The sequence below is a fragment of the Sphingobium amiense genome (genome assembly GCF_003967075.1).
Lineage (GTDB): Bacteria > Pseudomonadota > Alphaproteobacteria > Sphingomonadales > Sphingomonadaceae > Sphingobium > Sphingobium amiense.
The window spans coordinates 117,481-140,037 of record NZ_AP018666.1 but is presented as its reverse complement, the minus strand read 5'-3'; the positions used below and the strand labels follow the sequence as shown (position 1 = coordinate 140,037).

24 protein-coding genes are annotated in these 22,557 nt (G+C 65.9%); 13 read left to right on the top strand and 11 right to left on the bottom strand.

Annotated features, from left to right (window positions below; all coding sequences use genetic code 11):
* Positions 1 to 111 precede the first annotated feature (111 nt).
* Positions 112 to 657, top strand: coding sequence for a PepSY-associated TM helix domain-containing protein (locus SAMIE_RS22110; RefSeq protein WP_004212723.1), 546 nt, complete (start codon positions 112 to 114; stop codon positions 655 to 657).
* A 207-nt stretch (positions 658 to 864) separates the two neighbouring features.
* Here the strand turns inward: SAMIE_RS22110 and SAMIE_RS22105 are convergent, their stop codons facing one another.
* Positions 865 to 1,431 (bottom strand): TetR family transcriptional regulator, encoded by a 567-nt coding sequence (locus SAMIE_RS22105; RefSeq protein ID WP_004212724.1) that lies wholly within the window; start codon positions 1,429 to 1,431, stop codon positions 865 to 867.
* 69 nt (positions 1,432 to 1,500) lie between these two features.
* Here SAMIE_RS22105 and SAMIE_RS22100 point away from each other — a divergent pair, with 69 nt between their 5' ends.
* Positions 1,501 to 2,331 carry an SDR family oxidoreductase gene (locus SAMIE_RS22100; RefSeq protein ID WP_021245217.1) on the top strand — a complete coding sequence of 277 codons (831 nt, stop codon included), beginning with the start codon at positions 1,501 to 1,503 and terminating at the stop codon, positions 2,329 to 2,331.
* 449 nt (positions 2,332 to 2,780) lie between these two features.
* Positions 2,781 to 3,749 (top strand): magnesium/cobalt transporter CorA, encoded by a 969-nt coding sequence (gene corA / locus SAMIE_RS22095; RefSeq protein WP_004212726.1) that lies wholly within the window; start codon positions 2,781 to 2,783, stop codon positions 3,747 to 3,749.
* A 61-nt stretch (positions 3,750 to 3,810) separates the two neighbouring features.
* Here corA and SAMIE_RS22090 read toward each other — a convergent pair whose 3' ends face one another.
* From SAMIE_RS22090 to SAMIE_RS22050, 9 genes are all read right to left on the bottom strand, one after another.
* Positions 3,811 to 4,218 carry a response regulator gene (locus SAMIE_RS22090; RefSeq protein WP_021245219.1) on the bottom strand — a complete coding sequence of 136 codons (408 nt, stop codon included), beginning with the start codon at positions 4,216 to 4,218 and terminating at the stop codon, positions 3,811 to 3,813.
* An 81-nt stretch (positions 4,219 to 4,299) separates the two neighbouring features.
* Entirely contained in the window at positions 4,300 to 4,923 is a 624-nt protein-coding gene (locus SAMIE_RS22085; protein WP_013039093.1) for a response regulator transcription factor, read from the bottom strand.
* On the bottom strand, positions 4,913 to 6,448 hold the full coding sequence (locus SAMIE_RS22080) for a PAS domain-containing sensor histidine kinase (RefSeq protein WP_066701154.1): 1,536 nt from the start codon (positions 6,446 to 6,448) through the stop codon (positions 4,913 to 4,915). The genes SAMIE_RS22085 and SAMIE_RS22080 overlap by 11 nt, the downstream gene beginning before the upstream one ends.
* 59 nt (positions 6,449 to 6,507) lie before the next feature.
* Complete coding sequence (locus SAMIE_RS22075; RefSeq protein WP_004212732.1) at positions 6,508 to 6,981, bottom strand: DUF305 domain-containing protein; 474 nt, start codon at positions 6,979 to 6,981, stop codon at positions 6,508 to 6,510.
* A 90-nt stretch (positions 6,982 to 7,071) separates the two neighbouring features.
* Positions 7,072 to 8,259 carry a copper resistance protein B gene (locus SAMIE_RS22070; RefSeq protein WP_066701153.1) on the bottom strand — a complete coding sequence of 396 codons (1,188 nt, stop codon included), beginning with the start codon at positions 8,257 to 8,259 and terminating at the stop codon, positions 7,072 to 7,074.
* Positions 8,256 to 10,184 (bottom strand): copper resistance system multicopper oxidase, encoded by a 1,929-nt coding sequence (locus SAMIE_RS22065; protein ID WP_021238864.1) that lies wholly within the window; start codon positions 10,182 to 10,184, stop codon positions 8,256 to 8,258. Before SAMIE_RS22065 ends, SAMIE_RS22070 begins: the two co-directional genes overlap by 4 nt.
* A 66-nt stretch (positions 10,185 to 10,250) precedes the next feature.
* Positions 10,251 to 10,817 (bottom strand): RNA polymerase sigma factor, encoded by a 567-nt coding sequence (locus tag SAMIE_RS22060; RefSeq protein ID WP_046765847.1) that lies wholly within the window; start codon positions 10,815 to 10,817, stop codon positions 10,251 to 10,253.
* Entirely contained in the window at positions 10,814 to 11,251 is a 438-nt protein-coding gene (locus tag SAMIE_RS22055) for a periplasmic heavy metal sensor (RefSeq protein WP_025550099.1), read from the bottom strand. Before SAMIE_RS22055 ends, SAMIE_RS22060 begins: the two co-directional genes overlap by 4 nt.
* Complete coding sequence (locus SAMIE_RS22050; RefSeq protein WP_007406394.1) at positions 11,251 to 11,523, bottom strand: hypothetical protein; 273 nt, start codon at positions 11,521 to 11,523, stop codon at positions 11,251 to 11,253. Before SAMIE_RS22050 ends, SAMIE_RS22055 begins: the two co-directional genes overlap by 1 nt.
* Before the next feature lie 132 nt (positions 11,524 to 11,655).
* Here SAMIE_RS22050 and copC point away from each other — a divergent pair, with 132 nt between their 5' ends.
* From copC to fabI, 10 genes are all read left to right on the top strand, one after another.
* Positions 11,656 to 12,033 (top strand): copper homeostasis periplasmic binding protein CopC, encoded by a 378-nt coding sequence (copC, locus tag SAMIE_RS22045; RefSeq protein WP_007406420.1) that lies wholly within the window; start codon positions 11,656 to 11,658, stop codon positions 12,031 to 12,033.
* Positions 12,034 to 12,037: 4 nt separating this feature from the next.
* Positions 12,038 to 12,982, top strand: a complete 945-nt coding sequence (gene copD / locus SAMIE_RS22040) for a copper homeostasis membrane protein CopD (protein ID WP_007406374.1) — start codon at positions 12,038 to 12,040, stop codon at positions 12,980 to 12,982.
* A gap of 36 nt (positions 12,983 to 13,018) precedes the next feature.
* Positions 13,019 to 13,693, top strand: coding sequence for a class I SAM-dependent methyltransferase (locus SAMIE_RS22035; protein WP_017501308.1), 675 nt, complete (start codon positions 13,019 to 13,021; stop codon positions 13,691 to 13,693).
* Positions 13,694 to 13,800: 107 nt separating this feature from the next.
* Positions 13,801 to 16,158 (top strand): heavy metal translocating P-type ATPase, encoded by a 2,358-nt coding sequence (locus tag SAMIE_RS22030; RefSeq protein WP_021245221.1) that lies wholly within the window; start codon positions 13,801 to 13,803, stop codon positions 16,156 to 16,158.
* Positions 16,155 to 16,553, top strand: coding sequence for a Cu(I)-responsive transcriptional regulator (gene cueR, locus SAMIE_RS22025; protein ID WP_007406402.1), 399 nt, complete (start codon positions 16,155 to 16,157; stop codon positions 16,551 to 16,553). Before SAMIE_RS22030 ends, cueR begins: the two co-directional genes overlap by 4 nt.
* On the top strand, positions 16,547 to 16,768 hold the full coding sequence (locus SAMIE_RS23535; protein WP_017501310.1) for a hypothetical protein: 222 nt from the start codon (positions 16,547 to 16,549) through the stop codon (positions 16,766 to 16,768). Before cueR ends, SAMIE_RS23535 begins: the two co-directional genes overlap by 7 nt.
* 188 nt (positions 16,769 to 16,956) lie before the next feature.
* Complete coding sequence (locus SAMIE_RS22015) at positions 16,957 to 18,678, top strand: PHA/PHB synthase family protein (protein ID WP_021245223.1); 1,722 nt, start codon at positions 16,957 to 16,959, stop codon at positions 18,676 to 18,678.
* 3 nt (positions 18,679 to 18,681) lie between these two features.
* Complete coding sequence (locus tag SAMIE_RS22010) at positions 18,682 to 20,109, top strand: bifunctional enoyl-CoA hydratase/phosphate acetyltransferase (RefSeq protein ID WP_066701152.1); 1,428 nt, start codon at positions 18,682 to 18,684, stop codon at positions 20,107 to 20,109.
* Positions 20,102 to 21,292, top strand: coding sequence for an acetate/propionate family kinase (locus SAMIE_RS22005; protein WP_037448015.1), 1,191 nt, complete (start codon positions 20,102 to 20,104; stop codon positions 21,290 to 21,292). Before SAMIE_RS22010 ends, SAMIE_RS22005 begins: the two co-directional genes overlap by 8 nt.
* Positions 21,289 to 22,062 carry an enoyl-ACP reductase FabI gene (gene fabI, locus SAMIE_RS22000; RefSeq protein ID WP_066701151.1) on the top strand — a complete coding sequence of 258 codons (774 nt, stop codon included), beginning with the start codon at positions 21,289 to 21,291 and terminating at the stop codon, positions 22,060 to 22,062. The genes SAMIE_RS22005 and fabI overlap by 4 nt, the downstream gene beginning before the upstream one ends.
* 27 nt (positions 22,063 to 22,089) lie before the next feature.
* Here fabI and SAMIE_RS21995 read toward each other — a convergent pair whose 3' ends face one another.
* Entirely contained in the window at positions 22,090 to 22,509 is a 420-nt protein-coding gene (locus tag SAMIE_RS21995; RefSeq protein WP_017501314.1) for a hypothetical protein, read from the bottom strand.
* Positions 22,510 to 22,557: the final 48 nt, after the last annotated feature.

The window sequence follows — 22,557 nt, the reverse complement described above, 5'->3', positions numbered from 1 at the left end:
GGATCCCCGCGCGCTTGTGGCGCGCGGGGGCATCCAGCGGCGAGCCGGATTTGCCATAGCTCGCGAGGGATTTTGCAGGCGGGGGCGTCTGCACTATCCGCTTTCCGTCGCATGGGATCGAAGATCGCATGCCACACCGACCTCAACGAGGCCACGCTCAAAAATACGCCGCGCGGTCCGATATGGGTCCTCAAGGCGCGGGGCGGAAGCGAAAGCTGGTGGAACGCCTACACTGGCGAAAATGTCGATGAGATCAGTCTGGCAGACGCTCGGCGCTATGCTCTGATGTCCTACAAAGGATCCGGCAGGCTGCAGGCGGTCGACTATCAGGAAACGGCGCCCGAGGAAGCGCAGGTCGGCGGGCCGCTGTGGCGCGCCAGCTTCGCCGACAAGGAGCATAGTCGCCTCTATCTGGATCCGTTCACCGGAGAGGTGCTCAGTCGCCGTTCGGACCTGTGGGACTTCTATGATTTCTTTTACAAAATCCATATCATGAACCTTGGCGCCTCGCGCAGTTACAACCATCCACTGATCGTTGTCGCTGCATCGGCGACGTTGCTCATCGTGGTCACCGGGATCGTCATTCTGTTTTATCGCCTTGCGAAGGATCTCAAACGACTGCTGACGAAACGTCGCGCATCAAGGCCTGCGACCTGAGGTCATCGCGCTGCGACGGGCTCACTTGCCGATCCACTCCGGTTCGGCTGTGGCCGCGCAATTCTGATCGTCGCTCGGCCCGCCGTGTCCACGGGCAGCGCGAGCAGATGAGCCGCCGTATCTTCGCGGTCGGGTAATGTCGCGGGGTGCGATGGAGCTTGCTGTGTCCTGATCGGCGCGCGGGCGGGCAACGCGCGCCTCGCACGATCACACGCGCAGCAGTCGCCCCACCGCCCGCATGATCGTCGCCCTGCGCGCCGCATGCTCGGTAGCGTCGCGTGCGGCTCCGGTCATGCACCAGAGCTGGGTGAGGGCGGCGACAAGCCGGACGACGTCCATGGGCGTGAAGTCGGCGACGATCCGCCCCTCGGCCTGCGCCGCTGCGATCCCGTCCAGCTTCTCCCCGAGAAGGACCTCGCCGGCCGGGAGCATCAGAACATCCTGGCCACGCTCCAAATGATGCCAGGTCAGCAGCCTCCACAAGCGCGGGCGCTCGACCAGCAAGTCATAGGTGCGCCCCGCATAACCCTCAAGATCATTGGGATCGAAGCGATCGGCCTGCGCCGCGTCCATCACTTCCTGCGTCAGCGCGGCATCGAAGAGCGCCTCCTTGTCCCCGAAATAGGTGTAGAGCATCGGCTTGCTGATACCCGCCGCCTGCGCAATGCGATCGATCCGCGCGCCCGCCAGCCCATGGGACGCGAACTCCTCGGTCGCTGCAGCCAGGAGCGTCTCGCGGCTCTGTGCGGCATTCCGCCTGGTTCGTTCCTTCATCACACCTCCCGGCATTGACGCATTCCACATATGAAGTTACCTACCAGTTGGTAATATATGGAGCAGCATATGTCCAATCACTGGTTTCTCACGGGCGCGTCCAGCGGCATTGGCCGCCATCTGGCCGAACTGATCCTGGCCGCGGGCGACGACCTTACCGCGACGGCTCGCAGGCCCGAAAGCCTCGACGACCTTGCGGCGAAATATCCGAGCCAGCTGCGCGTCGAAGCGCTCGACGTCACGGTCAAGGACGATATTGCTGCGGTCGTGGCCCGGGCGCAGGCGCGTCGACCCGTCGATATTCTGGTCAACAACGCCGGCGGCGGCGTGATCGGCGCCACCGAAGAGATGTCGGACGCCGAGGTCGAAGGCCAGATCGCGCTCAATCTCATGGCGCCCATCCACATCACCCGCGCCTTTGTCCCCGCGATGCGCCTGCGCGGGAGCGGCCGGATCATCCAGATCTCCAGCGCCAGCGGTCAGGGCTCGCTTCCGACGAGCAGTCTCTATCATGCGGCCAAATGGGGCCTGGAGGGCTTCAGCGAATGCCTCCGCCAGGAGCTTGAACCCTTCAACCTGTTCGTGACGCTGATCGAGCCGGGTGGCGCGCGCACCAGCTTCAGCCACAACCTGCAATTCGCCAGCGAGATCGCCGCCTATCGCGATACGCCCGCCGGCGATATCCGCAAGATGTTCGAGACCGCCGGAAACGAGCTCTACACGCTCGACCCGCAAAAGATCGCGCAAGCGATCGTCGATGTCGCAACCAGCGACCATCCGCCGCTGCGCGTGACTCTGGGGGGTGACGCTTTCGGCGTTGTCCAGGCGGCGCTGCAATCGCGGCTCGCCTTTCTGCAGTCCCAGGAAGCGCTCGCGCGCTCGGTCGCTTTCGACAGTTGAGCTTTCCCGTCTTCCAGCTTTCGTCTCCGCGCGGTGCGATGCGCCTCACCGGGGCCCGGCAACCCCTGTCGTCAGCGCCGCTATCCGATACTTAGGTATAGCCATCCGACACGATTGCCGAAGCGCCAAACGGGCAATCGCTTGGTACCATCGCAAGAGAGGAAAACCTTCGCGGTCGCCAATCAAGGGTGCGCGGACCTTCGCAGTCTGCGTGCCCTTGATGTGGCAGCGCGCCGCCCAGCCACGCGCGTCATGAACGGGAGCGGCCTTCTGCGAAACCCAACGCTCCGCCGCATCTTCTATAAGCTCTCGCTCGAATTGCTGCGCGCCGCCTTCGTCTTCCTGCGACTGGGGTTAAAGGGCGAGGCGCGCCTGCTTGTGCACGCGTCTCAATGGGCGAGGCACACGGCTTCCGGTCGCCGCCGCAGGTGGCGGCACCGGAAAGTGCCATGAGCGTCGTCGCCGCCTTTCTTTATCACGAGGGCAAACGGCTGCGGCCGGTGACCCTGATCGATCCGGCGTGCGAGCATATCGCCAAGGATGACTTTGTGTGGATCGGCCTCTCCCAGCCCAGCGAAACAGAACTTGCCGACATCGCCGGAAATTACGGCCTTCACCCGCTTGCCGTGGAAGATGCCGGCAACGGCCACCAGATTTCCAAGCTCGACGTCTACGGTGACCAGTTGTTCATCGTCGCCAGGACGGCACATCTTGAAGGCGATCATATCGCCTACGGCTCCACCGCGATTTTCCTGGGCAAGAATTTCCTCATCACCGTTCGGCAGGGTTCGGCACGCTCGCACAGCGAGCTTCGCGCGCATCTCGAAATCACGCCGGACCTGCTGCGCGAGGGCCCGGACTATGTGCTCCATGCCATTCTGGACTTCATCGTCGATGGCTATTTCCCGATCGTCGAGGCGATCGAGGAGGACGTCCTCAAGATGGAGCAGCGCATGCTTGCAGCCTTTCTCACCCGCGAGGAGGTGACCCGGATTTTCACGCTGCGGCGTGAGCTCGTCCGCTTCCAGCGCGTGCTCGGACCCATGCTCGAGGTCGGTCGCAAGCTGGTGAACCTGCAGCTTCCGCGGCTTGATGAGGCCTCCAAACCCTATTTCCGTGATCTGCTCGATCACATGCTCCGGGTTGAGAGCGCCATCACCGGCATCCGCGACATCCTGATCTCGGTGTTCGAGGCGAGTCACCTGCTCGAACAGCAGCGCCAGGGTGCGATCACGCGTCAGCTCGCCGCCTGGGCCGCGATCCTCGCGGTGCCTACCGCGATTGCCGGGATCTACGGGATGAACTTCGAGAATATGCCCGAACTGAAGACGCAGTGGGGATATTTCGTCATCCTCGGCGTCATCGCTGCGGTCTGCATCGGACTCTACATCCGGTTCAAACGCAACCACTGGCTTTGACGTCGCTGACCGCTGTCCACATCGCGCAGGGCTGAGGCCGCCGGGGGCAGGTTGCCACAGTTCAATGCTTTCGAAGCGTCTCGGCGCGGTGCCGGTCCAACGCATCGAGCAAAGCCCTGCCGATCAACGGCTTTGCGAGAACGTGATCGAAGCCCGCCTCGGCGGCCCGCGAGGCCAGCAGCGTGTCGTGAAAGCCTGAGATCATGATGGCCCGTCCCGACCATCCGATCTCGCGAAGGTGACGCAGCATCGCGAATCCGTCGATGTCGGGCATGCGATAGTCGAGGATGACGCAGTCCGCCTCCTTCGCGCGGGGGTCGGCCAACAGCGCGCGGCCGGTCGTATATCCCCACACGGCATAGCCGCGCGATCTCAGCAGCAGCTGGAGGCCACGCCGCACGCCGGGATCGTCGTCGGAGACGAGGATGGTGTATCTGCCATCATGCTGGGTGGAACGGACCGATGGCATTGCGAGAAGCGGACACCCGTGTGACGATTGCACCATCGATCGCATATCGCGCCTCGTCCCGTCGCTACGTAGAGGTCGCAGTCACTTCGGCTTGCGGCCCATGCCCGCGGCAAAGGCGATCCGCAGGGCTTCGGACAGATTGCGGACCTCGAGCTTGGCCATCAGGCTCGCGCGATGGACCTCGACCGTTCGCGATGAACAGCCCAGGTCATAGGCGATCGTCTTGTTGGGCAGGCCGTTGGCCAGCCTTTCGAGCACTTCCCGCTCCCGGGGCGTCAGTGCAGCGACCCGCACCCCTGCTTCGGACGTTTCCAGGGTACGAAGGTCGACATCGTCGAGACGCGCGAACGCGCGGCTGACGGCGCCGAGCAGGGCGGCTTTCTCGAAGGGTTTCTCGAGAAAGTCGACCGCGCCGCCTTTCATGGCCTGCACCGCAACCGACACGTCGCCATGGCCGGTCAGGACGATGACCGGCATGTTGACCCCGCGTGCTGCCATGGCGGCCTGAACCTCGAGACCGTCCATCTCGGGCATGCGCACGTCGAGGATGACGCAGCCGACGGCCGCCGACTTCGCCTCCTTGAGAAACTCCACGCCGGAGGCATAGGTCACGACGTCGTAGCCCGCGGTCTTGAGCGCAAAGCTCGCCGCCTTGCGGATGCTCTCCTCGTCGTCGACCAGATGGATGACGCGTCTATCCCCCATGTTCCTCCTCCGCCCGCGCATGGATCAAGGTAAAATGAAAGCGCGCGCCGCCGCGGTCGGGGCGCTCCATCCAGATACGGCCCCCATGCGCTTCGATGATGGTCCGGCAGATCGAAAGGCCGAGGCCCATGCCGTCGGCCTTTGTCGAGTTGAACGCCGTGAAGAGCTGCTCGCGGACCTCGTCGGCGATGCCGGGGCCGGTATCCTCCACGGTCACCTCGATCAGCCCGTCAGGGCGCAACCTGGTCGCCACCTTGAGGTCGCGAACCGGACACGCCGCCATCGCCTCGATGGCATTGCGCATCAGGTTGACCAGCACCTGCTGGATCTGCACCCTGTCGACGAGGACCGGCGTCGCGGCGGGATCGACTGCAAAGAAGCTGCGGATGCCGCGCTCGCGGGCGTCGACCAGCGCGAGCTGGCTCGCCTCGGCGATGACCTGCGGCAGCTCGTGGAGGCTCTTGTCGACCTCGCCGCGGGCGACGAAATCGCGAAGGCGCCGGACGATATGGCCGGCCCGCAGCGTTTCCTGTGCCGCATCATCCATCACCGACCGTAGCGACACGAAGGGTTCGTCGTCCCGCTCGTCGAGCATGTCGCGGATCGTCTCGAGATAGAGCGCGACCGCGGCAAGCGGCTGGTTGAGCTCATGCGCGAGGGTCGAGGCCATCGTGCCCATCGCGCTCAGCCGGGAGACATGGACCAGCTCTGCCTGCAGTTCCTTGAGCCTGAGCTCATCCTGCTCCTTGGCGGTGAGATCCCGGATGAAGCCGGTGAACAACCGCTGCCCGTCTTCACCGGCCTCGCCAACCGACAGCTGCATCGGGAAGGTCGAGCCGTCGCGGCGCTGGCCGACCACGACGCGGCCGAGGCCGATGATCCGGCGCTCGCCGGTCTGGAGATAATGCGCGATATATTCGTCGTGCCGGTCGCGATCGGGCTGGGGCATCAGGCAGGAGACGTTGCGGCCGACGAGCTCGGTTTCCGAATAGCCGAACAGGCGTTGGGCGGCCGCGCTGAACGACGTGATGGCGCCGGTCTCGTCGATGATGATCATCGCATCGGGGACGGTCGCCAGGATCGACTGGAGATGCTGCTCGCGGGTCTCGATTGACGCCCGGACCGCCGCCTCGTCGGTGACATCGCGACTGATGCAGGCAAAGCCTCGATGTGCGTCGCCTTCGAACAGGGCGCTGATCGTCAGGCGCGCGAGATATTCCGCGCCGTTCTCGCAGACCCGCCACGCTTCGCGCTCCAGCGTGCCTTCGTGAAGGGCGGCCGCCAGGTCTGCGCACGGGCGGCCGGCCGCAATCTCGTCGGGCGGGTAGAACAGGTCATGGGGCTGTCCCAGGACGCGATCGAGGGGCCAGCATTCGGCACGCTCGCCTTCTTCATTATAGCTCAGCACGATCCCGGCAGGATCGAGCAGCGTCAGGACGTGGCCGCCAGCCTGTCGCAGGAACAGCGGCGCAAGCCGCGCTACGTCGCTGGCAATCTCGTCCGGCCCGCGCCTCGTGTCGACCATCGTCCCGGCTCACGGGCCTGGCCGGGCGCACGGATCCGGGCGTAGCCCGACCGTGCCACTCAGCGCCGCGCGAGTATGGCCTTCATCTCGTCGATTTCCTGCCGCTGCGAGCGCTTGATCGCTTCGCAAAGCCGGATGACTTCCGGATCGCTGAGCTTTGCTTCCTGGCACATCAGGATCGCCCCGGAATGATGCGGGATCATCGAGCGCAGAAAGGCCGTGTCGCCGATCGTGGTCTGGGTGCGGATGAGCGCAAAGCTGCCGAAGAAGGCGACCAGCGACGCGGCGATCAGCGCGATGTTGGCGGCTTTCGACGCGAACATGTGCCGCATGGCGACGATCATCAGCACCACCATCGGCGCGACCATCATCAGCGTCATGTAGAGCATGTTGAGGTTGTTGTAGAAGCTGTCGAGCCCGTCGATCATGACGAACATCACCAGATACATGATGACGCCGCTGATGACGGTCTGAACGGCAAGGCTCCAATAGGCGCCCATCTTCCGGGTGTTCATGTGGGACGAATGGTCCATGGCGTATCTCCTTCGCTCGGCGCCGGCCGACCTTGGTATGAGTGTAACGCCCCGCTCTCCTGTTCGCCCCCGCCATCAGCCGTCCTGATGCTAAAACCAGAAGCGAACGCCGGCGACGAAGCTGGTCGCATGGACGTCCTCGCCGGCAAGCCTCGACAGCCGCGCCGTGTCGCCGGCTTTGCGCAGATAAGAGACGCCGATATAGGGTGCGAACTGGCGGCTGAACTCATAGCGCAGGCGCGCGCCGAGCTCTATGTTGACCAGCCCCGAACCGATGTCGTTCTCCGGAATATCCTGCGCGGCGAAATTGACCTCGGCGCGCGGCTGCAAGATCAGGCGCTGGGTAATGCGCTGGTCGTAATAGCCCTCGACCCGGCCCAGAACATCGCCCTTGGTCGAGAGGAACAGCGCGCCTTCGACTTCGAACATGCCGGGAGCCAGGCCCTCGACGCCGACCGTCGCGTAAGTGCGGTCGGGCCCGCGGCCGAAGTCCTGGCGGATACCGCCCTGAAGATTGAAATAGGGGTCGATGGCCCGGCTATAGAGCACCTGCACCTCCGCGCTGTCGATGCCGCGGCCGAACTCGCCTTCGCCCTCGCTCTTGAGCCAGAGCCGGTTGATATCGCCGCCGTAAAAGCCTTCGCCATCCCAGCGATAGCCATCGCGACCGCTATGCGCCTGATACTCGAACAGGTTGAGCAGCACCTGCCCGAAATTGTTGCCGCCGCTGTCCTTCATCATGATGTCGCGTGAGCGCGCCATCTCGGCGCCGGGAAAATCACGATCGGCGAAGTGGTCGCTGGGGGGAGGCGGCGGGGGCGCATTGCCGGCCGGAAGCGCCGTGCCGGTCATTTGCATGCCGGGCATGGCGGAGGTTCCGGGCATGGCGGTCTGGCCATGCTGCGAATGGTCCATCCCGGGCATGTCCGGCATCGCGCCGTCCTGATGCCGGGAGTGGTCCATGCCCGGCATCTCCGCCATCGCGGGAGCAGCGGGTTGCGGTTGACCGGCGGCATCTGCCTGTGGCGCAGGACTGGCCTGGTCCTGCGAATGGTCCATTGCCGGCATGGTGCCCGGCGCTGGTTTCTGAGCGCGCGGCCTGGTAGCGGGCTTGGGGCGCGGCGCGGCGGCCTTGTCCTTCTTTTTCTCCTGCGCCGGCCGCGCCCCGCCCGGCGGCGCCATGCCGGGCATGTCGTGCATCGAATGATCCTGGGCAAAGGCGGGCGCGGCGGAGAGAAGGGCGATCGCGCTCACCAGCGGCGTGAGGATGCGGGTCATTGCGCGTCTCCCTTCGGACGGACGCTCACGACCCGCATCATCCCTGCATGCATGTGGTAGAGGAGATGACAGTGGAAGGCCCAGTCGCCGACCGCGTCGGCGGTGAAGTCCCAGGTCACCTTGCCGCCGGGCTGGACGATCACCGTATGCTTGCGCGGCGCATGATCGCCATGCCCCGTCACCAGCTCGAAGAAATGCCCGTGAATATGGATCGGATGCCCCATCATCGTGTCGTTGATGAGATTGACGCGCACCCGCTCGCCTTCGATGAAGGGGATCGGCTCGTGATGGTCCGACATTTTTTCGCCGTCGAACGACCACATGAACCGCTCCATGTTGCCGGTGAGGTGAATGTCGATGCTGCGGCTCGGCGCGCGCACGTCCGGATTGCGATCGAGCGCCATCAGGTCCCTGTAGACAAGCACCTTGTGGCCGACGTCGGCGAGGCCCTGGCCGGGCTCGCCGGTGCGGTCTACGGGCATCGGCGAGATGGTCTGGACGCTCGGGTCGCGCTTCACCTGCGGCGCGTTCGAGAAGTCGCGCATCTTCATCGAGCCCATCGCGTGCCCGCCATGATCCATGCCCGCCATCTGGCCATCGGCGCCCATCGCGCCGTGGTCCATGCCGGCCATCGATCCATGATCCATCCCCGAATGATCCATGCCTGCCATGGCGCTATTGTCCATGGTCGCCATCGCTGCCGCCGCGCCGGTCGCGAGGCGCGCGGACGCGTTCTTCTCGGCCGTCGGATCGACGCCCCGCATAGCGCCGCCCGACATGTCCATGCCTTCCATGCCCGGCATCGAGGACATGTCCATGCCCATGTCCTTCATGTCGGCGAGCGGCCGTTTGCGTAAGGGGGGAACCTCGCCGGCCATGCCGGCCCTCGGCGCGAGCGTGGCACGCGCCATGCCCGAGCGGTCGATCGCCTCGCCGACAAGGGTGTAGGCCTTGTCATCGCCTGGGCTGACAACGACGTCGTAGGTCTCGGCAACACCAATCTGGAACTCGTCGACGGTGACCGGCACCACATTCTGCCCGTCGGCCTGGACGATGGTCAGCGGCAGGCCGGGGATGCGGACGTTGAAGGTGGTCATCGCCGACGCATTGATGACCCGCAGCCGCACCCGTTCGCCCGGGGTGAAGAGCGCGGTCCAGTTGTCCATCGGACCATGGCCATTGACGAGATAGGTGTAGGTGGATCCGGTCACATCGGAGATGTCGGCCGGGTCCATCCGCATCTGGCCCCAGTCGAGCCGGTCTTTGAGCGGCTGATCCTTGCCCGACAGGAGCCCGGCCAGGGTCTGGCGCTGGAAATTGAAATGGCCGGGGTTGGCCTTGAGGCGCCGGAAGATCGCCTGCGGCGAGAGCGCGCTGTGATCGGCGAGCACGATGACATGCTCGCGGTCATAGGCGACCGGATCGGCACCGGCGGGATCGATGATGATCGGGCCGTAATGGCCTTCCTGTTCCTGCAGGCCTGAATGGCTGTGGTACCAGTAGGTGCCGCTTTGCACGACGGAGAACTGGTAGAGGTAGTTCGAGCCCGGCTTGATGCCCGGAAAAGACACGCCCGGCACACCGTCCATATTGGCCGGCAGGATCAGCCCGTGCCAGTGGATCGAGCTGTCCTCCTCCAGCTGATTGATGACGTTGAGCCGCACGCGCTGGCCCTCGCGCAGCCGGATCAGCGGGGCGGGGACCGTGCCGTTGAGGCCGATTGCCCGGAACTTGCGCCCGTCGATGGTCATCGACTGCCGGGCGATGGTGAGCGTGATGTCTTCGCCCGACACGGTCGGCAGCGTCGGTCGCATCCCCGGCGAGATCGTCTGCGCCCAGGCCGGCAGCCAGGCTGACAAGGCGGCGCCGCCGCCGGCGAGGGCCGCGCCGCGGAGGAACTGGCGGCGGTCGAGAGCAGAAATCATTCGGTTGTCTCAGCTTTAAGAAAGAGGGCGGACCTATTGGAAATACGCAGCGTGGCCTCATCCCCCTCAAACTTTCTTCAACATTTCCGCGAGGCGTGCGCGGGCGCGGTAGAGGCGGGTCTCGACTGCCTTCTGGCTGATGCCGAGAATCTCGGCGGTTTCGGCTTCCGATTTCTCATCGATCGTCCGCAAGACGAGCGTGTCCTTGAGCGATGCGGGCAGGGCGGCGATCGCTTTCATGGCCTCTGCCAGCTGCTGCTCGGCGCCGATCGCCTGGTCGGGTAGTGGCGCCTCGTCGACGACATGTTCGGCTTCCCCCAGCGCCAGCGCGTGGGAGAAGAAGTTGCGGACCGCGCGGCGGCGGCGCCAGTCATGGCATTTGTTGATGACGATCCGCGACATCCAGACCGGAAAAGGTCGCGCAGCGTCATAGCGGTTGAGTGCGGCGAAGGCGGCGACGAAGCTCGCCTGGGTCACGTCGAGCGCTTCGTCGCGGTTCCCGACATGGCTGCGCACGAGGCGGTGCACCCAGCCCTGATGCCGGCGGACCAGCTCGCCATAGGCCGCTTGCCGGCCTCCAAGCGCCAGAGCCGCGAGCTCCCCGTCCGAGCAGTCGGGGAGGCACGCGGTCATTTGGACTTGGCCGTCAGCGCTTTCACCACGGCGTCGTCGAACTTGTCCGTCTGATCCGGGCGCAGCACGGCCCGCATCGCGAAGATATGCTCGAGTGTTTCCTTCTGCAGCGCGCCCATCGCCTGGTGCGAGCGATCCACCGCCCCTGCAACCCGAGGACCATAGCCATGCTCCGCCTCGATCGCCTCGGCGAGCCGCGCGTTATCGGCGCGCAGTTCGGCCTCCAGTGCCTGTCGCCGGATCGCATAGTTCTTCTCGATCGTCTCGAGACGGCTATGTTGCGCGGTGTCCAGCTTCAGATCGCGATGGAGCAGGTCGTGCAACTCATTTTCGACCGGGCGCACCGGAACCACATAGACGCGGCCGATGACCACACCGGCGATCGCCGCGGCAAAGGTCAGCAGGACGAGGAGCAGGAGCCGGCGGTCGCGCATCATTGTGAACTCAGCAGCGTCGAAGGAGCGAGCGCGAGCCGCGCGTCAAAGGGCGATATCGGCCCGGCTTCGGTCGACCGCACAGGCACGGCCGAGCCGGCAATTCCCAGGAACAAGGCTGCTGCCGCGGCGATACCGAATGTCGTGGCGCTCAGGCGGGGCATGGCCTGGAGCCGGGCGATCTCGGCCATGACGCGGCTGTCCAGCCCGGCAAGCCGGGGATCGAGCGGCGCTTCCCGCAACCGGCTGAGCATGTCGTCGAGGTGGTCCATGATGTTTCTCCGTCTTCACTTCTCAATACGCAGGATGGTCCGGCAACCCTTGTCCGGGAACAAAAAGAAAATTGCGAGGGGTGCAGGTCGCGGCTGCGTATTCTCTCATGTCACTGACAGGAGAATGTCCAAATGCGCTTCTTTTCGCCGCTCGCAGCCATCGCCGCCGTCGGCCTGAGTGTTTCGGCTCCGGCCTACGCCCATCCCAAGCTCGTGTCCTCGACGCCCGCCGCCAACGCCAGCGTCCCGGCGCCGTCGCGTATAACGCTCACCTTCAGTGAAGGTCTGATGCCGAAGCTGTCGGGCGCCGAGATCGTGATGACCGGCATGCCCGGCATGCCCAACCACCGCATGGCGGTAACCGGCTTCAAGACGTCCGTCGAAGGCGACAAGACGCTCGTGCTGACGCTCGCCAAGCCGCTCATGGCGGGCAGCTATCAGGTCGCCTGGCACGTCGTCTCGACCGACACGCACCGCATCCAGGGCAATCTCGCCTTTACCGTCAAGTGACGCCATGAACGACGTGGCACTCGTCGCCGTCCGCTGGGCGCTCTACGTCGATCTCGGCCTGTTGTTCGGCCTGCCGCTGTTCGCGCTCTATGCGCCCGGCGGCGGCCGGATGGTACAGCGGCATCTGCCGATGGTAGCAATGGTGGCCGGTCTCGCCTGTCTCGCCCTCCTGCTGTCGGCGCTGGGGTTCGCGTTGCAGGCAGCGGCCATGACCGGGCTGCCGCTCACCCAGCCTGATCTTTCCATGGTCGCAGAGCTGTTCAACGGCACGTCCATGGGAACGGCGCTGAAGGCGCGCCTCGTCGCGCTCCTCGTTCTTCTGCTCTCCATCCCCTTCTATCGCCGGCAATCCCGTCCTGCCTTCATCGCCTCCACTCTGGCAGGCGCGGTCGCACTCGCGACCCTCGCCTGGAGTGGGCATGGCGCGGCTGGCGAAGGCGAGGCGGGCTGGCTGCAACTGGGGGCCGATCTCATCCATCTGCTCGCCGCCGGCGCCTGGGTCGGCGCGCTTGCCGCATTCCTCGCGCTGGTACTTCCCAGGCTCGCAACCGACGATCTCGCCGCTCAAGACATGGACCGGGTCACGCTCGCCGAGGAAGCGTTGCGGGGCTTCTCCCTCGTCGGCACGATCATCGTCGCCCTGCTGATCCTGACCGGGACGGTGAACGGCTGGTTCCTCGTCGGTCCGGGCAACATCGCCTCGCTCGGGCAGTCGACCTACGGCCTGCTGCTCATCGCCAAGCTGCTGCTGTTCGCCGGCATGCTGGGCCTGGCCGCGCTCAACCGTTATCGCCTGACCCCGGCACTTGCGCAGGCGATCGAGGAAGAGGACGCGCCACGGGCGCAGGCGCTGCTGCGCGCGAGCCTCGTCGTCGAAGGCGGTCTTGCGATCGTCATTCTCGGGCTCGTCGCCTGGCTGGGGACACTATCGCCGCCCATGTCGATGTAGCTTATCGTTTCGGACGCCTCGCGTTGGGAGAAGCCAATGCAATCCTACACCCCGCCGCTCGGGACCGGATCGACGAAAGACTATGATCGCGCGATCCGCCTGTGGACGCGGGAGAAGCGGTGGCGTGCCGCCATGCTCGCCGCCCTGGCGCCCAAAGCCGGTGAGACGGTCGTCGACGTCGGCTGTGGCACCGGCAGCTTCGCGCTGATGCTCAAGCAAGCCGAGCCCAGGACGCAGGTGATCGGTCTCGATCCCGATGCCGAGGCGCTCGACATCGCGCGGCACAAGGCCGCTGTGCGGCGGGCCGATATCGACTGGCGTCAGGGATTTGCCAGGGACGTGGCCCCGGGTACCGCCGACGCTGTCGTGTCGAGTCTCGTGCTGCATCAGATGCCGGTCAGGGAGAAGGCGGCAACCCTGCGCGCCATGTTCGCCATGCTGCGCCCGGGTGGGCGCCTGGTGATCGCCGATTATGGCCGCCAGCAGGGTTTCATGCGGCTTGCCTTCCGCCTGACCGTGCAGCGGCTCGATGGCATCGATGATACCCGGCCCAATGCCGACGGCGTGCTCCCCGGCCTGATCGCGGCGGCCGGCTTCAGGCATGTGGCCGAGACGTTTCGGCTTTTGACCATCACCGGCGCGATCGACTTGTTTACGGCGCATCGACCGGCGCAGGACCACGGCCTTACGGTTGCCAATGACCTTGGCTGATGGCGGCCAGGCGAACGGGCCCGCCGATTTGTCCGCTTAGGCGATTACGTATTGACCCTGACACGGTGTCAGACCCTAGATCGTCAGGCGTCGAAAGGAGCAAGGCGATGAACGAGACACATGGAGCGGCGCATGGCGGCGGTTGCTGCGGCAGCCACGGCGCTGCGAAACCAGCGGCTGGCGTCAAGGACCCGGTCTGCGGCATGACCGTCGATCCTGCGATCACTGCGCACCATGCCGAGCATGGCGGTGAAAGCTATCATTTCTGCAGCGCGGGCTGCCGGGCAAAATTCATCGCCGATCCCGAGCGCTATCTCGGCCCGCCGGCACCGCCAGTCGCGGTGCCAGAAGGCACGATCTGGACCTGCCCTATGCATCCCGAGATTCGGCAGGACCATCCCGGGTCCTGTCCGATCTGCGGCATGGCGCTCGAGCCCGCGACCGTGACTGCCGACAGCGGCCCCAGCCATGAGCTGGTCGATTTCACACGGCGCTTCCGGGTCGGCCTGATGCTGGCCCTCCCGGTGCTGATCCTCGAGATGGGCGCGCATCTCTTTCCCGCGATCCATCGCCTCGTGCCGATGTCGATCTCGGTATGGATCCAGTTCGTGCTGGCGACACCCGTCGTGCTCTGGGCGGGCTGGCCCTTCTTCGAGCGTGGCTGGGCCTCGCTCAAGACCCGCAACCTCAACATGTTCACCCTGATCGCGATGGGGACCGGGGTCGCCTGGATCTACAGCGTCGTCGCGACGCTCGCGCCCCAGCTGTTCCCGCCCGCCTTCCGCGGAGAGGACGGCATGGTTGCCGTCTATTTCGAGGCGGCCGCGGTGATCACTGTCCTCGTGCTGCTCGGCCAGATGCTCGAACTGCGCGCGCGCGAGCGGACCTCGGGCGCGATCAAGGCGCTGCTTAACCTTGCGCCAAAGACCGCGCGCCGGATCGGTTCCGATGGCAGTGAAGAGGAAATCAGCCTCGATCTCGTTGCGGTCGGCGACCGCCTGCGTGTGCGTCCCGGCGAGAAGGTGCCGGTCGATGGCGTGGTCGAGGACGGCCGTTCCTCGCTCGACGAGTCGATGGTCACCGGTGAGTCCATGCCCGTCACCAAGGCCAAGGCCGACACGGTGATCGGCGGCACGCTCAACCAGACCGGCGCGCTCGTTATCGTCGCCGACAAGGTTGGCCGGGACACCATGCTGGCGCGCATCGTCCAGATGGTCGCCGAGGCGCAGCGCTCGCGCGCGCCGATCCAGCGCATGGCCGATCAGGTGTCGGGCTGGTTCGTGCCCGTGGTCATCGCGGTCGCGGTGGTCGCGTTCATCGCCTGGGGCATCTGGGGCCCCGAGCCGCGCTTCGCCTACGGGCTGGTTGCGGCGGTCGCCGTGCTGATCATCGCCTGTCCCTGCGCACTGGGTCTCGCCACGCCGATGTCGATCATGGTCGGGGTTGGCCGCGGCGCCGGGCTCGGCGTCCTCATCAAGAATGCCGAAGCGCTCGAGCATATGGAAAAAGTCGACACGCTCGTCGTCGACAAGACCGGCACGCTGACCGAAGGCCGGCCTGCCGTCACCCAGATCGTGCCGGCGCCCGGCTTCGACGAAGCCGAACTGCTGCGGCTTGCCGCCTCGGTCGAGCGGGCCTCCGAGCATCCGCTCGCGCTGGCGATCGTCGAGGCCGCCAAGGATCGCGGCATCCCCACGAGCGACGTCACCGACTTCGATTCCCCCACCGGACGCGGCGCGCTCGGCACCGTCGACGGCCGCCGGATCGTGCTCGGTAATGCGCGGTTCCTCTCGGAAGAGGGCATAGCAACCGACGCGCTGGCGGAGCAGGCCGACGCCCTGCGCCGGGATGGCGCCACCGCGATCTTCATCGGCGTCGACGGCACCGTCGGCGGCGCCTTTGCAATCGCCGATCCCGTGAAGCAGACGACGCCGGAGGCCCTGGCCGCACTCAAGGCCGAAGGCATTCGCGTGGTGATGTTGACCGGCGACAACCGCACCACAGCAGAGGCGGTGGCAAGGCGGCTCGGCATTGACGATGTCGAAGCCGAGGTACTGCCCGACCAGAAGAGTGCCGTCGTCGCGCGGTTGAAAAGCGAGGGGCGCGTGGTGGCGATGGCCGGCGACGGGGTCAACGACGCCCCCGCACTGGCTGCCGCCGATGTCGGTATTGCCATGGGCTCGGGCACCGACGTCGCGATCGAGAGCGCGGGCGTGACGCTGCTCAAGGGCGATCTCATGGGCATCGTGCGGGCACGGCGGCTGAGCCAGGCGACCATGTCCAACATCCGCCAGAACCTGGTCTTCGCCTTCATCTACAATGTCGCCGGGGTGCCGGTGGCGGCGGGCGCGCTCTATCCGCTGTTCGGCATCCTGCTCTCGCCGATCATCGCGGCCGCCGCCATGGCGCTCTCCTCGGTCAGCGTGGTCACCAACGCGCTGCGCCTCAACCGGAAAGCGCTGTGAACATCGGGGAGGCGTCGAAGCAAAGCGGGGTCTCGGAGCGGATGATCCGCCATTATGAGAAGATCGGCCTCATCCCGGCGCCGCCGCGCCGGGGAGCGGGTTATCGCGACTATGGCGAGAGTGACCTCCATCGCCTGCGGTTCATCGCCAATGCCCGCGATCTCGGTTTTCCGATCGAGGAGATCCGGACCCTGCTCGGCCTGTGGGCCGACACGGGCCGCAGCAGCGCCGATGTAAAGCGGGTCGCGTTGGCGCGGGCGGAGGAATTGCAGCGCAAGGCCGAAGCGCTGACGACCCTGCGCGAGACCCTCGTCGATCTCGCCGAGCGCTGTCATGGCGACGAGCGGCCAGATTGTCCCATCATCGCCGAACTGAGTCTCGACAGAAAATGTTAGCGCCGGCCGCCTCTCGGACCAGACCCGCTCTGGCGGCCGGGGTGCTGATCGCACTTGGCATTCTCACGACGGGCCTCGCGATATATTTCCTCGCAGTCCGCCCGCCACTGCTGGCGGAGGATCTTCGCCATATCGGCGGCAACCCGCAGACCCTTTCGCCGGTATTGCGGGACTGGTTCGGCGGGATAGCTGGCTCGCCCGTGCGACCGCACTGAGCCTCCTGATCGTATTTGGCCGCTTTTCATACAGCAATGTCGTGCTGAGCTCTGACTTCTGGGGCTGGCATATGCGAGGCAATCCCTCCGTAGGACTACGGAGTGCGCAGAGGCTTCCTGCGCTTCAGGGCTTGTTGCACCGCAGCAGGAGCGAAAATGTGCAGAGTCGAAGCAATATCCCTGACCCGTTGGACGGTCTGGCCACGACGCTGGATCGGTCGAGCTTCGCCGCCATCGCGCAGCTGACTTCAGGCCAGTCGCCCGCCACTTTGGCGCAGTCTTTTTCCGACTGGTGGACGCACATTCTCTGCTCGCCAGGCAGGCAGCTGCAGCTCGCCGCCAAGGGCGGGCGCAAGCTGATGCGGCTCGCCGACTATGCCATGCGCAGCGCATCCGGCAGCGATCCCGAGCCGGCGATCGATCCGCTGCCCCAGGATCGGCGCTTCGCCGACGCAGCCTGGAAGCGCCATCCGTTCGACCTGATCGAGCAGGCCTTCCTGCTCCAGCAGCAATGGTGGCATGCCGCGACGACCGGCGTGAGCGGCGTCACCGGGCACCACGAAGCGATCGTCGAGTTCGCGACCCGCCAGATGCTCGACATGGTGTCCCCGACCAATTTCATCCCGACCAACCCCGTGCTCCAGCAGCGCATCCTCGAAACCGGAGGACAATGCCTTGTCGAGGGTGCGCGATTTTTTTGCGACGACCTGGAACGCCTGGTACGCGGGGAGCCCGCAGCGGGCACGGAGGCCTATCGGGTCGGCGAGAAGGTCGCAGCCACGGCTGGCAAGGTCGTGTTTCGCAACAGGGTCATGGAACTGATCCAATATGCGCCCGCAACCGAGACGGTGCGTCCGGAGCCGATATTGATCGTGCCGGCATGGATCATGAAATATTACATCCTCGACCTGTCGCCGGAAAATTCGCTCATCCGCTGGCTGGTAGGGCAGGGCTACACCGTGTTCTGCATCTCCTGGCACAATCCCGACAGCGCCGACCGCGATCTCGACATGGAGGATTATCGCCTGCTTGGGCCGATGGCCGCCGTTGATGTCATCCAGGCGATTACCGGCACCGAGAAGATCCACGCGGCCGGCTATTGTATCGGCGGCACGCTGCTCGCCATCACCGCGGCCGCGATGGCGCGCGATGAAGATGAGCGTCTGGCGAGCGTCACGCTGTTCGCCGCCCAGACCGAGTTCAGCGAGCCGGGCGAACTTGGTCTGTTCATCGACGAGGCGGAGATCAACCTGATCGATGCGATGATGTGGGCGCGCGGCTTTCTCGACAGCAGCCATATGGGCGGCGCCTTCCAGATGCTGCGGTCCAACGATCTGCTCTGGTCGCGCATCCTCTCGACCTATCTCATGGGCGAGCGCGAGCCGATGACCGACCTCATGGCATGGAACGCCGACGGCACCCGCATGCCCTATGCCATGCACGCGCAATATCTTCGGCGCCTGTTCCTCGACAATGACCTGTCCGAAGGGCGCTACGAGGCCGGCGGCCACCCGGTCTCGCTCTCGGGGCTGCGCATGCCGATCTTCATGGTGGGCACGGAAACCGACCATGTCGCGCCGTGGCGCTCGACCCACAAGCTCCACATGCTGACGGGCGCGGAGATCCGCTTCGTGCTGACGAGCGGTGGCCACAATGCCGGGATCGTCTCCGAGCCCGGGCATCCTCATCGCCATTATCGCATCGCGACACGGATGCAGGATGGCCCGGCGCCAGGTCCCGATGCCTGGCTGGAGCGGGCCGAGGTGCGCGAAGGGTCGTGGTGGCCGGAATGGAGTTCATGGCTTGGATCGCACTCGGGCGAGGCGGCGGCCCCACCGGCGATGGGCGCGCCCGAACGGAACTATCCGCCGCTCGGTGATGCCCCCGGGCGCTACGTGCTGGAGCGCTGAGCCATGGCCGCCGCCAACCTCATCGAGAACCGCACGTTCGACGAGATCGCCGTCGGCGATACGGCCAGCCTCACCCGCACGCTGTCCGCCGACGACATCCAGCTCTTCGCGGCGGTGTCAGGCGACGTGAATCCGGCGCATCTCGACCCTGTCTATGCCGAAACGGACATGTTCCACAGGGTCATCGCTCATGGCATGTGGGGCGCGGGGCTCATCTCGGCGATCCTGGGAACCGAGCTGCCAGGGCCCGGTGCGATCTATCTCGGCCAATCGCTTCGCTTCACCCGCCCGGTGGGCGTCGGCGACACCATCACGGCCTGCGTCACCGTCGCGCAGAAGCGCGCCGAGCATCATGTCATCGTTCTCGACTGCACCTGTGTGAACCAGAAGGGCGAGACCGTCATCAGCGGCCAGGCCGAGGTCAAGGCGCCCACCGAGAAAGTCAGCCGGCCCCGCATGCCGCTTCCCGACGTGCGGATCGCCAGCCACGACCGCTTCCGCCAGTTGATGGCGCGCGCCAAGGACGGATCTGCGTGCGTCACGGCCGTGGTCCATCCGTGCAGCGCCGACGCCATGCGCGCAGTGGCTGAGGCCGCCGACGCCGGCATCGTCGTTCCGATTCTCATCGGCCCTGCGGCGCGTATGACGAATGCGGCGAAGGACGCCGGTGTCGATATTGCGGCCTTCCGGGTGATCGACGTCCCGCACAGCCACGCCGCCGCCGCCGAAGCCGTCGCGCGCGTGCGGGCCGGCGAAGCCGCGCTGCTGATGAAGGGCTCGCTTCATACTGACGAGCTCATGGGCGCGGTCGTATCGTCCGACACGGGCCTTCGGACCGAACGCAGGATCAGCCACGCCTATGTGATGGACGTGCCCGGCTATCCGCGCCCGCTCATCATCACCGACGCCGCGATCAACATCGAGCCGACGCTTGAGGACAAGGCCGACATCGCGCGCAACGCGATCGACCTTGCCCATGTGATCGGGATCGAACAGCCCAGGGTCGCGATCCTCGCCGCCGTCGAAACGGTCAATCCGAAAATGCGCACCACATTGGATGCCGCGGCGCTCTGCAAGATGGCGGACCGGGGCCAGATCGAAGGCGCGCTGCTCGATGGCCCGCTCGCCCTCGATAATGCGATCAGCGAGGCGGCCGTGCGCGAGAAAAGTATCGTCTCGCCGGTCGCCGGCCAGGCGGACATCCTGCTGGTGCCCGATCTGGAGGCCGGCAACATGCTCGCAAAGCAGCTGACCTTCCTGGGCGGCGCCGATGCCGCAGGCGTGGTGCTCGGCGCGCGCGCTCCGATCATCCTCACCAGCCGGGCAGACAGCGTGCGCACGCGCCTCGCCTCCTGCGCGCTCGCGGTGCTGCTGGCGCGGGCTGCGACCAAGGCGGCTCCCGGCGTTGCGGGACAGCGCCGCGATGGCTGAAATCCTGTGCCTCAACGCCGGTTCGTCGAGCCTTAAGTTCGCGCTCTACGCCGAGCCGGGCACTGATGAGCCCTCTTTGCTGGCGAGCGGCAAGATCGAGAATATCGGCCTTGAGCCGCACCTGATCGCGCGCGATGCGAAGGGGGATGTCCTTGCCGAGCGGCGCTGGACGAAAGACGGCACGATCACGCACGAGACGCTGCTCGAGGATTTGCTGCGGGAGATCGAAGCCTCGGTCGGCGACGATCTGATCGCGGTCGGCCATCGGATCGTTCATGGCGGCACCGACTATTCAGCGCCGGCGCGGGTCGACGCGCCACTCCTCGCCGCGCTCGAGGCGCTTTGCCCACTGGCGCCATTGCATCAGCCCCATAATCTCGCCGCGGTCCGCGCCGTCTCCAGGCTGCGCCCCGCTGTGCTGCAAGTCGCCTGCTTCGACACCGGCTTCCATCATGGCCAGCCCCCGATCGCGACGCGCCTCGCGCTGCCGCGCGCGCTTGGCGAAGAGGGCATGCGGCGCTACGGTTTTCACGGCATCTCCTACGAATATATCGCGCGGCAGCTGCGTTCGATCGATCCCGATACAGGCGGTGGCCGCACGATCGCCGCGCATCTCGGCAACGGGGCCAGCCTTTGCGCGATGGCCGGGGGGCGCAGCATCGACACGACGATGGGGTTCACCGCGCTCGACGGGCTGGTGATGGGTACGCGCTGCGGCGCGCTCGACCCGGGCGCGGTGCTCTATCTTTTCCAGCAGAGGGGCATGACGGCGCGTGAAGTCGAGCATCTCCTCTACAGTGAGTCCGGCCTTTTGGGCGTGTCCGGCGTCTCCAGCGACATGCGCGCGCTTCTCGGCAGCGAAACGCCCGCCGCTGGGGAAGCGATCGAGCTCTTCGTCTGGCAGATCGCGCGCCAGGCCGGCGCTCTCGCGTCCTCGCTCGGGGGTCTCGACACATTCGTGTTCACTGCCGGGATCGGCGAGAATTCGCCTGAAATTCGCGCCCGCGTCGCCGGTCGGCTCGGCTGGCTCGGCGTGGACCTCGACGCGGACGCGAACCTCCGAGGAGATGCAGTCATCAGCGCGCCGTCCAGCCGTGTCGCCGTCCGCGTCATCCCGACCGATGAGGAAAGGATGATCGCTATCCACGCCGCCGATCTGCTGCGTGAGGAGCCGAAAGCATGAAACCTCTCGTCGATCTTACTGGCAAGCGCGGCCTGGTGATCGGTATCGCCAACGCGCATAGCATCGCGGCGGGTTGCGCCCAGGCCTTTCACGACTGTGGGGCGAGACTGGCGGCGACCTATCTCAACGGAAAGGCCGAGCCGTTCGTGGCGCCCGTCGCGGAGACCCTGGGAGTCGAATGGCTCGCCGCGTGCGATGTCCGGGTGCCGGGCGAAGTGGAGGCCCTGTTCGAGCGGGTGAAGTCCGAATGGGGCGGCCTCGATTTCCTGCTTCACTCGATCGCTTTCGCGCCGAAGGAGGATTTGCACGGCCGCGTCGTCGACAGCTCGGCCGAAGGCTTCGCGCTGGCGATGGACGTCTCGTGCCACAGCTTCCTGCGCATGGCGCGTCTCGCCGAGCCGCTGATGTCGGATGGCGGCCGCCTGCTGTGCGTCACCTTCTACGGGTCGGAGCGGGTGGTCGAGCACTACAACCTGATGGGGCCGGTCAAAGCGGCCCTCGAAAGCGCGACCCGCTATGTCGCGGCTGAGCTTGGCCCCAAGGGCATTCGCGCCCATGCGATCTCGCCAGGCCCGATCGCGACCCGCGCTGCCAGCGGCATCGACCGCTTCGACGAGCTGCTCGAACGGGCCGCGGCGACGGTCCCGCAGCACCAGCTCGTGACCATCGAGGATGTCGGAGGGCTCGCCGCCTTTCTGGTGAGCGATGCCGGCCGCCATATCACCGGCACGATCATTCCGGTCGATGGCGGTCAGCACCTGCTCGGCTAGGGCGGCTCGCCGCGATCGGGGGCTATCCTATTTGTCGCTGGTGGCCTGCTTCTCGCCGTCGCCCGGGCTTTTCTGCCCGAACCATGGTCCGACAATGGCAGCAAAGGCATCCAGCGCCCCGGGAGCCGTCGGAGCGCTCGCGACGGCCTGCCAGGCCTGCTGCCATTCCTCGAACGCCGATCTTGTGCCGGCAATCATATGCTCGCGGACCGTGGCCATGTCCTCGAACAGTGCCCGCGGTCCGGCCGGGCTGACCGCGCCGGCGTCCGACGTCTTGTCCGTCGCGCCCGCAATCGAGGCACGCGCCTCTTCGGCGAAGCGGCCGGCGGCGCGGTTGCCGACCTCGAGCGACTCTTCGCCACCTTTCCGGGCGACTTCGGCGAGCTTCAGCATCAGGCCGACATTCGCTTTGGCGAGCGCGGCGAGTTGATCAACGGGATAGGGCATGAAACGGTGAACCTTTCTCTTCGCGTTTGAGCTCTGGCATATCGGGCA